The 13394-nt window shown below is 56.8% G+C and carries 17 protein-coding genes and 1 other RNA gene; 10 read left to right on the forward strand and 8 right to left on the reverse strand.

The window, feature by feature from the left end; all coding sequences use genetic code 11:
* Nucleotides 1-18: 18 nt before the first annotated feature.
* From RDQ42_RS01605 to RDQ42_RS01625, 5 genes are read left to right on the forward strand one after another with little or no spacing between them, the layout of a single operon-like run.
* Entirely contained in the window at nucleotides 19-438 is a 420-nt protein-coding gene (locus RDQ42_RS01605; RefSeq protein ID WP_231358672.1) for a PPC domain-containing DNA-binding protein, read from the forward strand.
* The gene (gene rimI / locus RDQ42_RS01610) at nucleotides 438-887 is read left to right on the forward strand and encodes a ribosomal protein S18-alanine N-acetyltransferase (RefSeq protein ID WP_231358673.1); all 450 of its coding nucleotides are present in this window, start codon (nucleotides 438-440) and stop codon (nucleotides 885-887) included. The genes RDQ42_RS01605 and rimI overlap by 1 nt, the downstream gene beginning before the upstream one ends.
* A gap of 19 nt (nucleotides 888-906) precedes the next feature.
* On the forward strand, nucleotides 907-1923 hold the full coding sequence (gene tsaD, locus RDQ42_RS01615) for a tRNA (adenosine(37)-N6)-threonylcarbamoyltransferase complex transferase subunit TsaD (RefSeq protein ID WP_054332046.1): 1017 nt from the start codon (nucleotides 907-909) through the stop codon (nucleotides 1921-1923).
* Between the two features lie 16 nt (nucleotides 1924-1939).
* Nucleotides 1940-2071 (forward strand): hypothetical protein, encoded by a 132-nt coding sequence (locus RDQ42_RS01620; protein WP_267888275.1) that lies wholly within the window; start codon nucleotides 1940-1942, stop codon nucleotides 2069-2071.
* Between the two features lie 31 nt (nucleotides 2072-2102).
* The gene (locus tag RDQ42_RS01625) at nucleotides 2103-3224 is read left to right on the forward strand and encodes a M20/M25/M40 family metallo-hydrolase (protein WP_308588160.1); all 1122 of its coding nucleotides are present in this window, start codon (nucleotides 2103-2105) and stop codon (nucleotides 3222-3224) included.
* Between the two features lie 42 nt (nucleotides 3225-3266).
* On the opposite strand, the gene RDQ42_RS01630 is transcribed toward RDQ42_RS01625, so the two are convergent.
* Entirely contained in the window at nucleotides 3267-3791 is a 525-nt protein-coding gene (locus tag RDQ42_RS01630; RefSeq protein WP_054332044.1) for a methylated-DNA--[protein]-cysteine S-methyltransferase, read from the reverse strand.
* 562 nt (nucleotides 3792-4353) lie between these two features.
* Between RDQ42_RS01630 and RDQ42_RS01635 the strand changes: the two genes are divergently transcribed.
* Nucleotides 4354-5517, forward strand: a complete 1164-nt coding sequence (locus RDQ42_RS01635; protein ID WP_231358674.1) for a class B sortase — start codon at nucleotides 4354-4356, stop codon at nucleotides 5515-5517.
* Between the two features lie 597 nt (nucleotides 5518-6114).
* Here the strand turns inward: RDQ42_RS01635 and RDQ42_RS01640 are convergent.
* The 7 genes from RDQ42_RS01640 to RDQ42_RS01670 all read right to left on the reverse strand — a co-directional run bounded on the left by RDQ42_RS01640 (nucleotide 6115) and on the right by RDQ42_RS01670 (nucleotide 9932).
* Nucleotides 6115-6882: a M23 family metallopeptidase gene (locus RDQ42_RS01640; RefSeq protein WP_054332041.1), complete on the reverse strand. Its 768-nt coding sequence runs from the start codon at nucleotides 6880-6882 to the stop codon at nucleotides 6115-6117.
* Nucleotides 6883-7068: 186 nt separating this feature from the next.
* The gene (locus RDQ42_RS01645) at nucleotides 7069-7446 is read right to left on the reverse strand and encodes a sulfite exporter TauE/SafE family protein (RefSeq protein WP_071427437.1); all 378 of its coding nucleotides are present in this window, start codon (nucleotides 7444-7446) and stop codon (nucleotides 7069-7071) included.
* Complete coding sequence (locus RDQ42_RS01650; protein ID WP_231358675.1) at nucleotides 7443-7793, reverse strand: sulfite exporter TauE/SafE family protein; 351 nt, start codon at nucleotides 7791-7793, stop codon at nucleotides 7443-7445. Before RDQ42_RS01650 ends, RDQ42_RS01645 begins: the two co-directional genes overlap by 4 nt.
* 191 nt (nucleotides 7794-7984) lie before the next feature.
* Nucleotides 7985-8575: a hypothetical protein gene (locus tag RDQ42_RS01655; protein ID WP_054332039.1), complete on the reverse strand. Its 591-nt coding sequence runs from the start codon at nucleotides 8573-8575 to the stop codon at nucleotides 7985-7987.
* A 94-nt stretch (nucleotides 8576-8669) separates the two neighbouring features.
* Nucleotides 8670-9398 carry a ThiF family adenylyltransferase gene (locus tag RDQ42_RS01660; protein ID WP_071427436.1) on the reverse strand — a complete coding sequence of 243 codons (729 nt, stop codon included), beginning with the start codon at nucleotides 9396-9398 and terminating at the stop codon, nucleotides 8670-8672.
* 34 nt (nucleotides 9399-9432) lie between these two features.
* A non-coding RNA gene (gene ssrS, locus RDQ42_RS01665) (6S RNA) lies at nucleotides 9433-9623 on the reverse strand.
* A gap of 12 nt (nucleotides 9624-9635) precedes the next feature.
* Nucleotides 9636-9932 (reverse strand): DUF1292 domain-containing protein, encoded by a 297-nt coding sequence (locus RDQ42_RS01670; RefSeq protein WP_054332038.1) that lies wholly within the window; start codon nucleotides 9930-9932, stop codon nucleotides 9636-9638.
* An 810-nt stretch (nucleotides 9933-10742) separates the two neighbouring features.
* On the opposite strand from RDQ42_RS01670, the gene RDQ42_RS01675 reads away from it, so the two are divergent.
* The 4 genes from RDQ42_RS01675 (at nucleotide 10743) to RDQ42_RS01690 (ending at nucleotide 13323) form a co-directional block, all read left to right on the forward strand.
* Nucleotides 10743-10928, forward strand: coding sequence for a hypothetical protein (locus RDQ42_RS01675; protein ID WP_054332037.1), 186 nt, complete (start codon nucleotides 10743-10745; stop codon nucleotides 10926-10928).
* Nucleotides 10925-11650 carry a peptidylprolyl isomerase gene (locus RDQ42_RS01680; protein WP_054332036.1) on the forward strand — a complete coding sequence of 242 codons (726 nt, stop codon included), beginning with the start codon at nucleotides 10925-10927 and terminating at the stop codon, nucleotides 11648-11650. The genes RDQ42_RS01675 and RDQ42_RS01680 overlap by 4 nt, the downstream gene beginning before the upstream one ends.
* A gap of 76 nt (nucleotides 11651-11726) precedes the next feature.
* Nucleotides 11727-12314 (forward strand): peptidylprolyl isomerase, encoded by a 588-nt coding sequence (locus RDQ42_RS01685; protein ID WP_054332035.1) that lies wholly within the window; start codon nucleotides 11727-11729, stop codon nucleotides 12312-12314.
* 130 nt (nucleotides 12315-12444) lie between these two features.
* Nucleotides 12445-13323: an LCP family protein gene (locus tag RDQ42_RS01690; RefSeq protein ID WP_054332034.1), complete on the forward strand. Its 879-nt coding sequence runs from the start codon at nucleotides 12445-12447 to the stop codon at nucleotides 13321-13323.
* The last annotated feature ends 71 nt before the right edge of the window (nucleotides 13324-13394 follow it).

Here is a 13394-nt window from a genome sequence, read left to right on the forward strand (position 1 = left end):
CAAGAAAGGGGAATCTGCATGGTATACAAAACCTGTGGCGACACCATCGCCGTCCGTCTGGAAAAGGGGGAGGAGATCGTCTCCTCCATCCGCGCCATCTGTGAGAATGAAGGGGTCAAAGCCGGCACCATCCAGGGCCTTGGCGCCGCTGATCACAGTGTGGTGGGGATCTTCGATTTCACCAAAAACGCTTATGTTTCCAACACCTTTGACCAGGATATGGAGATCACCGCCCTCATCGGCAACGTCTCCACCAAAGACGGGGAGCTCTATTTACATATCCACGCCACCTTGGGGGATGACAAGGGCCTGGCCCATGGCGGCCACCTCAACGAGGCGGTGGTCAGCGCCACCTGCGAGCTGTTCATCCGCAAGCTGGACATGGTGATCGAGCGCAAAGCCGATCCCAAAACCGGCATCAATCTGATGGTGTTCTAATGGAGGGGCTGAACATCCTGCCCATGGGGGAGGAGCACATCAAGGCCATCGCCGCCCTGGAGCGGGAGTGCTTCTCCACCCCTTGGAGCGAAGGGACCCTTCGGGCCCAGCTGGGGCGGCCATCGTCGGTGTTTTTCGCCGCCTGCCTGGATGGGGAGGTGGTTGGTTACCTGGGGATGGAGCGGGTGCTGGACGAGGGCTACATCGACAATGTGGCCGTCTTCCCCGCCCACCGGCGCAAAGGGGTGGCATCCGCTCTGCTGGGCACCTTAATCGCCTATGGGGAGAAAGAGGGCATGGCCTTCCTCACCCTGGAGGTCCGGCCCTCCAACCAGGGGGCCAGGGCTCTCTATGAGGCCCACGGGTTCCAGCAGGTGGGGGAGCGGAAAAACTTCTATCAAAACCCTGTGGAGAACGCCCTGCTGCTGACCCGGTATTTGGACGAATAAAAAGGAGGCAGATGAACCGTTGAAGATATTAGCCATTGAAAGCTCCTGCGACGAAACCGCCGCCGCCGTGGTGGAGGATGGCCGGAAGGTCCTCTCTTCCGCGGTCAATTCCCAGGTGGAGGAGCACCGCAAATACGGCGGGGTCGTGCCGGAGATCGCCAGCCGGCGCCACACCGAAAACATCGTCGGCATTGTGGATGAGGCCCTCCGGGAGGCGGGCTGCAATCTGGAAGATGTGGACGCGGTGGCGGTCACCGCCGCACCCGGCCTCATCGGGGCGCTGCTGGTGGGTGTCAACTACGCCAAGGGCCTTGCCCTGGCGGCGGGGAAGCCCCTCATCCCGGTGCACCACATCCGGGGACACATCGCCGCCAACTATCTGGCCCACCCGGACTTGAAACCGCCCTTCCTCTGCCTGGTGGCCTCCGGCGGGCACAGCCACATCATTGAGGTGAAATCCTACACCGAATTTTCGGTCATCGGCAAGACGAGGGATGACGCCGCCGGCGAAGCTTTCGACAAGGCCGCCCGGGCCATGGGGTACCCCTATCCCGGCGGGGTGTTCGTGGACAAGGCCGCCCAGAAAGGGGACCCAGCCAAATATCCCCTGCCCCATCCCAAGGTGGAGGGCAGCCCCTATGACTTCAGCTTTTCCGGCCTAAAAACTGCGGTGATCAACCTGATTCACAACGCCGCCCAAAAGGGGCAGGAGGTGGACACCGACTCCCTCTGCGCCTCCTTCCAAAAGACGGTGGCGGAGATATTGACCGGCCGCCTGATGCTGGCTGCTGATACCTACGGCTACCGCACCATCGTGGTGGCCGGGGGCGTCTCGGCCAACAGCGGCCTTCGCTCCATGCTGGAAAACGCCTGTCAGGAACAGGGATATCAACTGTATATGCCGCCCCTGAATTTGTGTGGCGACAACGCCGCCATGATCGGCTCCCAAGCCTACTATGAATACCTGGACGGGCAGATTGCCGGACTGTCCCTCAACGGGACGGCCAGCATGCCCATTGACCAACCCCTGGTGTAGAAAGGAGGAAGGAACTGTGCGAATCGAACGGATTGAAAAGCCCAACATCTGGGCACCTATCGTGGGTATGGTGATGGTGGCCGCTGGCTGCGCCGCTTTTGTCCTAAGTGTGATTTCCGCCATGATTATCGTCAACCGCGGCCGCTAAAGCGGCCCGAAGATAGAAGGAGATGTTTTGGATGGGCCTGACCCCTGCTGTAAAAAAGTACCTGACCGACAACCGCCCCCGGATGATTGATGAAATCGTCACCCTGGGCAAAATCCCTGCCCCCTCCAACCACGAGGAAAAACGCGCCCAGTGGTGCAAAGAATATCTGGAATCCTTTGGCGCAGAAGGGGTGTATATCGACAGCGCCCTCAATGTGGTGTACCCGTACCACGCCGAAGGCTGCGATGAGCTGGTGGCCTTTTTAGGCCACACCGATGTGGTGTTCCCCGACACCGACGAACTGCCGGTCCGCATCGAAGGGGATACCATCTACGGCCCTGGCATCGGCGACGACACCGCCAATGCCGTCGCGGTGATGGAGATGGCCCGGATGGTCACCGAGATGAACCTCACCCCCAAGACGGGCATCCTCTTTGTCCTCAACACCGGGGAGGAGGGCTTGGGCAACCTGAAAGGGGTGCGTCAGGTCATGGAGGATTACAAGGGCCGGGTTTCCCGGCTGTTCGCCATCGACGGCAACTACCGCAAGGTGGTGAACGACGCGGTGGGTTCCAAACGGTACCGCATTGAACTCAAAACGGAGGGCGGCCACTCCTACGGGGATTTTGGCAACCGCAACGCCATCTATTACATGAGCCAGATGATCTCCACCTTCTACGCCATGAAGGTGCCCGACCTGGGCAAGACCACCTACAACGTGGGGCTGATCCAGGGGGGCACCTCGGTGAATACCATCGCCCAGAGCTGCGAGATGTATTATGAGTACCGCTCCGACAAGCGGGAGGCCCTGGAAATTATGGATCGCCTGTTTGAAAACTGTATCGCCACCTACCGCAGCATGGGGGTGGAGGTGGATGTGGAACTGGTGGGCAACCGGCCCTGCAAAGGGGATGTGGACAATTCCCACCTGGTGGAGCTGGTCCGCAGCGCCGCCAAGGAGCATGGGCTGGAAATGACCACCTGCTCCGGCTCCACCGACTGCAACATCCCCTTGTCCCAAGGGGTGCCGGCGGTCTGCTTCGGGGTGTATCTGGGCGAAGGCGCCCACACTCGCGGGGAGCACATCTCCATCTCCTCCCTGGATGTGGGCATGGAAATTTTTGCCCAGGTGGTTCTTTCCCACTTTGAATAATCGGGCTAACAAAAAAGCGCCGGCATTGCCGGCGCTTTTTTGTTAGGTGACCTGCTCCCGAAAGGCGGCACCCTCCAGCTGGAGAAGGAGACGCTTGGTGCTGGGCCCCTCCCCGGCGCTGTACTGCCCCAGAGCCCCATCTGCTCGGATTACCCGGTGGCAGGGCAGGATCAGCGGCAGGGGGTTGTTTCCCACAGCGGTACCCACTGCCTGGACGCCTTCGGTGCCACAGCGTTTGGCCAGCTCTCCATAGGAGACTGTCTCCCCATAGGGGATGCGGCCCAGCTCCTCCCAAACCCGGCGGGCAAAGGGGGAGCCATACAGCTGGTAAGGCAGATCAAATCCCTTCTGTTTGCCCTTGAGGTAAGCGGCCAGCTGGATGACAAACCGGTCCATCAGGTCGGTGCGCCGCTCTTCCAACTCCTCCCCGAGAAAATGCCGGGCGAGATATGGGTCTTTGACAAGGTCCGCGTCCTGGGGGGAGAGGATGAGCCGAATCAGGGCTTCCCCGGCTTGGACTAAGGTGATAGTGCCCAAACGGGATTGCAGAGAATAGTAATAAAGCATAGGCGGTCAGCCTCCTTACACTGGAAAGTATTGGGTTTTATAGTCCTATTCTACAGGCAGGTGCTGCGGGTTTGCCCGGATGGGGCTTTTGGATGATGCCCCAGGGCTTGAAATGGAGAGTTTCCCCAGCAGATCCCTCTCCCCCTAAAAACTGCCTCGGACCCATTGTAGCACAGGCAGGGGAGGAAAGGCCAGGAAATTATAGCAATTCGATGAAAATTTGGCGACAATTTTTGAAATATTTTATTCCACAAATCACCACCGATATGTTATAATGAATGCGAGACAATGACTGCTTGGCCGGGGGATTGACAAAACCGGGGATAGAGCCATTTTCTCAATCCTTTTTTTGGAGGGAAATTCCCTTTTGGGGATGTTCTTCCGCGCCGCGGGGAAAACTAGTTCCAGCGGCTAAAATGGAAAAAGCAAGACAACATACCAGTGCGCTGTCCTCAAAAAGAGCGCTGCGCCTTCTCCCCGCCGGTTCCTGCGGCGGGTTGGCGGTGGGAGGAAAAATCCCTCCGCCCAAAATCCAATTTTTTGTAAAACAAGGGGTGCAACCATGGAACGGAAACAACAAAATCAAAGCGCGGCAACTCCCCGCCGGCGCAAAAAGAAAATGAAGCTCCGCTACGGCAGAATCGCTGTGATGGCCATTGCCTCCGCCCTTGCTATGGGCAGTGTGGGGTATGCCCTCAGCAATACATTTGTAAGCCGTCCTATCGACGCGATGGCTTCCAGCACCGTATCGGTGGTCAGCGGCCGCGATTTGGCCTCGGTGCTCTCCACCCGGGCCAATCATCTCCTGGCTGAACGGAACCAGCAGCTGGCAGAGCAGCAGCTCCCCCAAGAGGAGGAGTCCCACAGCCAGCAGGCGTCTTCCAGCTCTTCCAGCCAGTCTTCCGGCTCCTCCAGCCAGGCTTCCAGCACCCCCGCTTCCAATGGGACAGCTTCCAGCTCGGCACCGGTGAACAATGGCAATTCCTCTGCGGCAAGCTCTTCTGGAGCGGCTTCCAGCCAGGCCCCAGCCACCTTTGATCCCAATTCTCTGGGAGCTTCCGGCGCGGCGAACATTCCCCAGTGGAAGGCCATCAACGCCGATGTCCGGGGTTGGATCAAGGTCCCCAACACCAACATCAGCTACCCAGTGGTCATCGGCCCAGACAACAACTACTATTCCAACTTGGGGTATTACAAAGAGCAGAGCCGGGACGGCGTCATCTGGGCGGATTCCGGCACCAAGTTCGGCAAAAAGGCGGATATCAGCCGCAACACCGTGCTGTACGGCCACAACTGGACCAATATTTCGGCCAACCCCCGCATCGGAAATGTCAATGACCGGATGTTTGCCCAGCTGACCGCTTTCCATCATCTGAATTTTGCCCAAAAGACCCCCTATATCCAGTATTCCACCGAAGATGAGAGCATGATTTTTAAAGTGTTCGCCGTCTTCTATACCGAGGTGGACTTCAACTACATCGCCAGCGATCCCGAGGACCCCAACTTCCTGTACATCATTCAGGAGGCCCAGCGCCGCAGCCGCTTCACCTACGATGTGGACGTCAACACCACCGATAAAATCCTGACCCTGTCCACCTGCACCCGGGCCTATGGCCCCAGTGACCGGCAGCGGTTTGTGGTCATGGCCCGCCTGATGCGGGACGGGGAGGAGATCACCCCCGTCACCATCACCGACAATCCGAACCACAAGAAACCCACCCTGTAATCCGATGCTGCAAAACAGCGAAGGCAATTGCCTTCGCTGTTTTTTCTTTGTGGGGAAAAGGACCCGGCGGTGGCCCCAGATGGAAATTTGGGGTGGTGGCAAATCTCCTGTCCCCATGGGGAGGGAGAGGATTTTGAAAAGCCATCCATATTCCCCATGTGGACCTTCCGTTGGGAGCCACCAAACCAAGGCGCAGCACATTGCCACAAGCGGGCTCCCCCAAATCAGGCGATGATATTCTGCGGTGTCAGCCGGAAGCCCTTGAGCAGAAGGTGAGCCCTCTATCTTACGGGATGAGGCTGAGGGGCGCAATAGAAAAGCAAAAAGCAAAACCCCCGCGGCGGGAAGAACGCCGCGGGGGTTTTGCCGCTTGGGTCGGCTCGAGCACATTCCTTTTGCAGACTGTCTGTGAGAGAGGCAAACAGGAGGATTTGTTGATTGGTAAGAGTGCATAACACGTATGGGGCACACCCCGCCAAAGCCTTAGAGATGGTGGTTTCGCTGGCGGGGCAGGATGGGACTCCCTCGCCTCTCTATTTTATCAGTGGCAGGGGGCTCCCGTTTTGTTGCACCCTCAATTGTGAATCTTTTATGACCTTACCGGCCGATGATGGCCAAGGGGTCCAGGTTGCCGTCAGAGCCTATCAGTTCAAAGTGGATGTGGGTGGGCAGGGAGATTTCGGTGGGGATGGAATCCACCTGGCCGATGGTCTGGCCAGCGTTGACCAGGTCCCCTTCCTTCACCGCCAAATCCTTGGCCAGGCCGCAGTACCGGCTGATGGAACCGTCGCCGTGGGTGATTTCCACCACCTGGCCCCACAGGGTATCCTGGGCCACTTTGGTGACGCTGCCCGCAGCAGCGGCAAAGACTTCAGCGCCTTTATCCGCTTTGATGTCCACCCCGTCGTGGGTGCGCCATTCACCCAGGGTCACATCCTTGACCAGCTCCCCTTGGCTAAAAGAGGTGAGAATTTCGCCCTGCACTGGCAGCACGAAGTCCAAAACGGGCGATTGTACCGGCTGCTCCGAGGGTTCGGAGCTGCTGGAAGATTCGGAAGAAGCCTCGGACGAGGATGAAGAGGTATCCGCCGAAGAGGAGGAAGCCGACGGCTTGGAAACGCCGCTTTGAGGCTTGTCCGCTTCCTCCAGCGAAGGGAAACCCCAGTTTGACTCCGAAGAAGAGAGGGGCAGGCTGGAAGAAGCCCGGTCCAGGATGGCCTTGTTGTTCTGATCGATGCTGTCGATGGTGCGGTCCACTGCGGCCCAGGCGGCTGCTCCTGCGCCGATCAGGCAGAAGGTGAGGGCCACATAAAAACCTTTGCCAGCCATGAATTTACTAAAATTGCCTTTGGTTTGTTTGCTCATAGTGATGATCTCCATTTCCGCCCTGCCGGACGCGGTGGCAGGAGCAAATTTTGCTTTTGAAAACTTCGATAGTAGTTTGAGCGGAAATGAAAAGCTTTATACCGCAAAGAAATCGATTTTGAAGGGAGATTTGCAATATGAAAAAATCCCCTTGGAAGGATTCTTCCAAGGGGGATGGATAGCAGGTCATTTTTGCGGGGGATCTTCCTGCTGCTTTTTGGAAAAGAGCTCCCGGCAGCCGATGTAGATGAGGAAGAGAGCAAACGCCTTGGAAAGGAGCTGGGACCCCAGCTTCCCGGCAATCCAAGAGCCCACCGGGACGCCAATGAGGCCGCACAGCACCGAAGGGAGGACCACCTTCCACTCCACCAGTTTGTTTTTGGCGTGAAAGAGGAGGGACAGGGCGGCGATGGGCAGAAAAAACAGCAGGTTCATCCCCTGGGCATCCAGCTGGGCCATGTTTTGGAATACCGTCAGATAAATCAGCAGCACCCCGCCCCCGCCCATGCCCAGGGAGCCGAGGACAGCGGCAAAAAAGGCGGCGATTATAGTGGCAATATTCATCGCAGCAACAACCTCACAGCAGAGAATAGAACCAGCGCCCCAAAGATCCGCCGGAGCCACAGGGTGCTCATCCGGGGTAGGAGGTAGGAACCGGCCAAGCAGCCGGCGATCCCGCCGGGCAGGTAGGGGAGGGCTTCCCGCCAGGCCAGGTGCCCGCCCCGCAGGTAGAGATAGGCGCTCACCGCAGAAAGGGGCAGGATAATGGCGATGGAGGTGGCGTGGGATTTCCGGGTCTCCACCCCCATAGCAGACAACATGGGCACCGCCGCCATGCCGCCGCCTGCACCGAACAACCCGTTGAGGAGGCCCGCCGCAAAGCCCAATAGGCCGCTTTTGATCCGGTTCACAGTATCTTCCTCCTTTTTGGGAACTTCTTTGGATTAGCATTCCATTTGGTTTTAAAAATATGCAGCTCCAGCGCCGGGCGGGAAATCCCATTCATGGAAAAGAATTTTCTGCTTTGTGGGTATATCTCTCACGCACAAAAGGGCCTGCAGGGAAGATCTCCCCACAGGCCCTTTGTTTTATGTACTTGGTATTACAGCTCCATACCGCCGGCCAGTGCGTTCAGGACATCATCGGGCAGATCGGTGACGATCCACTTGTTCTCCTCCACAGCGGTGGGGACGGTGACTTCGCTGCTCAAAGTTTTGGCGTCTTCCGCAGAGATGGCGGCGTCCAACATCTCCATAGTTTTGGCCATGATTTCATCTTCGGTAGGCTGCTCGGCGGCGGGCTTGGCAGCTTCCTCGATCGCCCACGCCATCAGATTTTCCTGGGCGACGGTCATTGCTTCATTCATATCCACGTTGGTGATCTTCAAGGTGACTTCGGCAGTTTTGCCATCGGAAGCCTTGTCGGTGCTGACCACTTCAAAAGTGGCCCGCTTCAAAACCATTTTGACAATGTCCAAGTCCTCAGAAGAAAACTCGTCTTTGAGGGTCTGGATCTCCTCGGTTTTGGAGACATAGTTGGCCATGGCGTCAAAATCCATAGCTTTGAAGGACTCCATGCAGCCCAGGACAGCGTCACCAGGCTCGCCTTGTACTTTGCTTCCGCAGCCGGCCAGAGCCAAGCCAAACACCAGGACTACAGCCAAAAGGCCGGAAAGCATTTTTGTCTTTTTCATTGGGATAAACCTCCTCATTTGTTTCAGTGATACGCAACTCACTTTATCACAATATACCAAAAAAATAAATAAAACACAAGCAGAAAATTTGCTATTATTTGGATCCCCCATCCATTTGGCAACAATCCCGGACAACCACCGACGCGAGAAGGCAGCCTGCCGCTGGTGGGACAAAGGGGCTGCTCCCCGGGCTGTGCCGCCCGGCAGGGGAATCCGCCGCCACCTGTGCAGGCAGGGGCTGTTCGGTGGAAAAGACCACCCGCAGCCGGGGGACTCCCTGCTTTTTCAGCTCCCGGCGCAGGACCCGGGCCAGGGGACAGCCACACCCGGAGGTGTCTGCGATGTCCCCCACCGTCAGTTTGGAGGGGTCTAGGCGGTTGCCGGTGCCCAGGCAGGCGATGAGGGGGATTCCCCTCTCCCAGCAGGCTTTGGCCAGGTGGAGCTTGGCAGTGACCGTGTCGATGGCGTCCACCACATAATCGGGCTTAAAATCAAAGAGGAAATTGCAGTTGTCCGGCAGGTAAAACTGGTCAGCGGCGAGGATCTCCGCCTCTGGGTGGATGGTGGAAAGCCGCTGCTTAGCAACTAGGCATTTTTTCTTCCCCAGCACGTCCCGGGTGGCGAAAAGCTGCCGGTTCAGGTTGGTTTCATCCACTGTGTCGTGGTCCACAAGGAGCAGGTGGCCGACGCCAGCCCGGCAGAGGGCCTCCGCTGCGCTGCCCCCCACGCCGCCTAAGCCCAGCACCGCAACCCTGGCGTCAGCCAGCCGGGAGAGGGCGCTTTCCCCTAAAATCAGCGCGGTGCGCGCTTGCCAATGGGACATACGATGATCCTCCTTTTCCTCAAAAAAACAAAAAAAATACCCCGCCGTACCGTTCCATCGCCTTTTAAAACCCGTCCGAAGACAGGTGGGTGAGCTCCCTCTGAGGTCATGCTCCCTTCGTCCGGCTGGGCCGGGAGGTCTGCAATCGGTCAGAGGAGAATGGCTCTCCCGAAAAGTAAGTGTTGGATTATAAAGTGGCGACAGTATCGTATACAGCAGGGATTTTTTTCACAGGTATTAGTCTTCGAATTCGAAGGTGTCTTTTAAGCGGTCCATAAAGATTTCAGCGACTTTGTTGAACTCATCCTCGTCCTCAATGGGCTCCAGATAGCTGTCTTCTTCTTCCCCAGCGGCTTTGAGGATTACCAGCTCGCCCATGTCGTCCAGAAGTTCTTCGGATTCCTCAAATACCGGGACCATGGCCAGGTAGTGGCCATCTTCGAAATCCATAGCGTCCAGCACCTCGAAGGAATGCTCCACGCCTTCTTCATCCACCAAAGTCAAAATGTCATTGCCAAACTCGTTCTGTTCCATAAATCCTCCCCATTCCACGCTGGGCGGGAATGATGCTTGTTAATTCAGCGCCCCGGGTTGAGGGGCTGCTCTTTTCATATCTCAGTTTAATGCATCCGGGGAAGGTTGTCAAGAACTTGTTGCGGCAGGAATTTTTGAATAAAATTTATAATAAAATGTGGAAAATAACTATTGACAAAAGCTAATGGATGGGGTATTATATAGATGAAATAAGGGATAGATGGAAATCTAGAACGCAGAGAGAGGAGTGGTTCCGATGTACGAAGATACCCCAAAGCAGTCCCATATGGTCGGGGCCGCGCGGAACGCATAGATCGGTTGATTGTTGGGCCTGGAATATCCGCCCATGATGCAGTGGAATTTTTCTACAAGTACCGCTATACATGCTTCCCCAAAGCTTTTGCCGTATGCGTTGGAAACAGTTGAATCATCCAAAGTAAATATTTCAGGTGAGTCCAATGGAAGAATCAATTTCTGGTTCGAGTAAAATTTGATGCAAAGGTTGAGTCCAATGAAATAGCATCTGCCCTATTTATGTTCCTGCATTCTTAAGAAAAGGAATGAAGCAAACCGGTTGGTCGCCCCTCGAAAGTAGTAAAGAGGTAGGCCCGGGAAGCGTGCAATCTGAAAAAGGTGTGTTTCCCCGTGAATGGGAAAGAGACTTCAAATGATTTGGATTGTAGAAAGGCCTTTTTGTAGGATTGCCAAGGTGAAACATGAACAATATAAAGTAAAGGCTGCAATCAAGTTGGGTTGCAGCCTTTTTGATTTGCGCAAAATCCCTTTTCTTCCCCAAGGGATTGTGTTACAATGATTGCATGGCAGCTGGCCAATCTGGTTGTGCTGGGCGTGCTTCCAGCCTTGGGTTGGGCGGACAAGCTGGAAACGCCTCCAAAGGCGGCCAGGTTCCCGCACGAGGAATTTTGCCCTTTTTCTGGGGAAACATGGAAACTGCCGTCCCCGCAGGATATGAAACACCAAGAGGTGATCGATTGAAGACATTGAAAATCTTTCTCCCGCTCCTGATAGCTGGCGTGCTTCTGCTGGGGTGCAGCCAAGAGAAGGGGAACGACCCGGCATTTATACCCCCATCGGTGGAGAACAACCAGACGGTGGATGTGGATAAAATCCATCTGTTTCAGCTGGAGGAACCCAAATCCGGCGATACCATCGCCACCATTGAAACCACCCAAGGGGCCTTTGAAGTGGTCTTATACCCTCAGCGGGCCCCCAAGGCGGTGGAGAACTTCACTACCCATGTGACCGAGGGCTACTACAACGGCCTGAAAATTTTCCAGGTGGTGAGGAACAACCGCATCCAGACCGGCGACCCCAACAACGACGGCACCGGGGGGGACAGCATTTGGGGCGGCCCTTTTGAGGATGAATTCGGCTATGATCTGTGGCACTTTACTGGGGCGGTCTGTATGGTGTCCACCGGGGCGGACAGCAACCGGAGCCAGTTCTATGTGGTCTGTTCCGGCGAGTTGCCCCAGAAGACCATCCGCCAGATGGAAGAGGCAAAATACCCGCAAAAGGTGATTGACGCCTATAAGGAAAAAGGCGGAGCCCCTTGGCATGACAGCAAGACCACCGTCTTCGGCCAGGTGGTCAGCGGGATGGATGTGGTGCAGAAAATCTGCAACCTCCCTCAGACGGAGAACGTCCCCCAAGAGGATGTCATTGTCACCAACATCACACTGCGCACCGTGGAATAGCCCGACCGGCCGCCGGAGCGGAAGCTCCCGGCCTTGTGGATAGAAGACTTTATTTGATGTGAGAGGAAGATTACCATTGATCCAGTTTGAATCGCCCAAAAAGGGCACTCCGATTGTCACCCTGAAGACCTCCCTGGGGGAGATTGAGCTGATGTTTTTCCCCCAGCAGGCCCCTAAAACCTGTGAAAACTTTTTGACCCATGTGAAAGAGGGCTACTACAATGGTCTGAAATTCCACCGTGTCATCCCGGATTTTATGATCCAGGGCGGTGACCCCACCGGCACTGGCCGCGGCGGACAGAGCATCTGGGGCCGCCCCTTTCCCGACGAGTTCTCCATGGATCTGTGGAATTTCCGCGGGGCCCTTTCCATGGCCAACAGCGGGCCCAACACCAACGGCAGCCAATTTTTTATCGTCCAGGTGCCGGTGGTCAGCGAGGACCTGCTGGGCCAGATGAAGCGGGCTGGTTTCCCGGAGGAGGTCATCGCCCAATATGAGCAGGTGGGCGGCACCCCGTGGCTGGACCGCAAGCACTCGGTGTTCGGTCAGGTGATCCGGGGCATGGATGTGGTGGATGCCATCGCCAATGTGGATACCGACGGCGGCAACATGCCCTTGGAGGATGTCAAAATCCTGGAAGCAGTCTATTCAGAAGCGGAATAGTTTTTTGGCGGGAGGGCGGCAGCTCTCCCGCCTTTGCTTGCTGAATTTTTAGAGGGGGAAACTCCCGCCGCGCATGAATCCCGCCCTCCCGGTCAAAGCTAAGGAAAAAGTGTAGAGAGGCGGTGAGGGTGTGGCACCTTCCAAAAAGCCCAGCCGGTGGGCCTACTTTGTTTCGTCGTTTACCTTGACCTTTCTGGTGCTGGGAGCTTTTACCGGCGTTATGGTGATCTATCTATTCACTGGAAACCCCGGTGAGGAGACTGCCCCAGAACAGGTGGGGGCTTCGGTTTATATTCCCCGGGAATCAGATGATCTGACGGTGTTTTCGGTGGTGGAGGCCGACCAGGACATTTTCCTGTTGGTGCATTACAATCCCACCCGGGGCAAAATTCCCATCCTCTCCCTGCCGCCCCAGCTTCTGGTGGAGGAACCCCCCTCTCCCAAGACGCTGCAGGAGGTGTATGAGGCCGGTGGGGTCGCAGCCACCCGCACGGCATTGGAGCGGCTGTTTGGGGTATCCATCGACCGCCATATGGTCATGGACCAGCAGGGCTTCCTGGCGATTGCCGGGGCGTTCGGCCCGGTGGAGTACACCTTGGGGGAGGAGCTGTCCCTCTCCCCGGATGCGGGCGGCGTGGTGCTGCGTGCGGGCCGGCAGCGGCTGGATGGCTCCGCCCTCCTGCGGTTGATGGAGTACCAGGGGTATGACGGCGGGGAGCCCAGCCGGATAAAGGCCATCGCTGAATTGGCCGCAGCTGCGGTCAATCAGAAATTGGGACTGGTCAGCGGGGCCCAGGGGGAGGACTTGTTCCGCAAGGCGGTCAACCAGATGAAGACCGACCTCTCCTTTGTGGATTTTGATGCCCGCCTCTCTTCCGCCCGGATGATGGCGGAGCTAAAGGCATCCCCCGCCCAGGTGATTCCCACCGAGGGCCGGTACAACCAATCCCAGGATATGTTCGCCTTGAGCGAAGTGACCAAGAACATGGTAAAGGACCAGTTCCGGTAAGGGGCCTTGTTTGACCCTGTTTTCACCCTTTCAATCCCGATACCGCAAAAAACAGCGGTATCGGGATTGCT

This window comes from uncultured Merdimmobilis sp. (assembly GCF_902471145.1).
Classification (GTDB): domain Bacteria; phylum Bacillota; class Clostridia; order Oscillospirales; family Ruminococcaceae; genus Merdimmobilis; species Merdimmobilis hominis.

What these genes read in the sequence shown, in the direction of transcription:
- RDQ42_RS01675 (WP_054332037.1), top strand. Translation starts at nt 10,743, where the DNA reads ATGATTGCATGGCAGCTGGCCAATCTGGTTGTGCTGGGCGTGCTTCCA.
- RDQ42_RS01670 (WP_054332038.1), bottom strand. Translation starts at nt 9,932, where the DNA reads ATGGAACAGAACGAGTTTGGCAATGACATTTTGACTTTGGTGGATGAA.
- RDQ42_RS01630 (WP_054332044.1), bottom strand. Translation starts at nt 3,791, where the DNA reads ATGCTTTATTACTATTCTCTGCAATCCCGTTTGGGCACTATCACCTTA.
- RDQ42_RS01660 (WP_071427436.1), bottom strand. Translation starts at nt 9,398, where the DNA reads ATGTCCCATTGGCAAGCGCGCACCGCGCTGATTTTAGGGGAAAGCGCC.
- RDQ42_RS01640 (WP_054332041.1), bottom strand. Translation starts at nt 6,882, where the DNA reads ATGAGCAAACAAACCAAAGGCAATTTTAGTAAATTCATGGCTGGCAAA.
- RDQ42_RS01635 (WP_231358674.1), top strand. Translation starts at nt 4,354, where the DNA reads ATGGAACGGAAACAACAAAATCAAAGCGCGGCAACTCCCCGCCGGCGC.
- RDQ42_RS01625 (WP_308588160.1), top strand. Translation starts at nt 2,103, where the DNA reads ATGGGCCTGACCCCTGCTGTAAAAAAGTACCTGACCGACAACCGCCCC.
- RDQ42_RS01655 (WP_054332039.1), bottom strand. Translation starts at nt 8,575, where the DNA reads ATGAAAAAGACAAAAATGCTTTCCGGCCTTTTGGCTGTAGTCCTGGTG.
- RDQ42_RS01645 (WP_071427437.1), bottom strand. Translation starts at nt 7,446, where the DNA reads ATGAATATTGCCACTATAATCGCCGCCTTTTTTGCCGCTGTCCTCGGC.
- rimI (WP_231358673.1), top strand. Translation starts at nt 438, where the DNA reads ATGGAGGGGCTGAACATCCTGCCCATGGGGGAGGAGCACATCAAGGCC.
- RDQ42_RS01605 (WP_231358672.1), top strand. Translation starts at nt 19, where the DNA reads ATGGTATACAAAACCTGTGGCGACACCATCGCCGTCCGTCTGGAAAAG.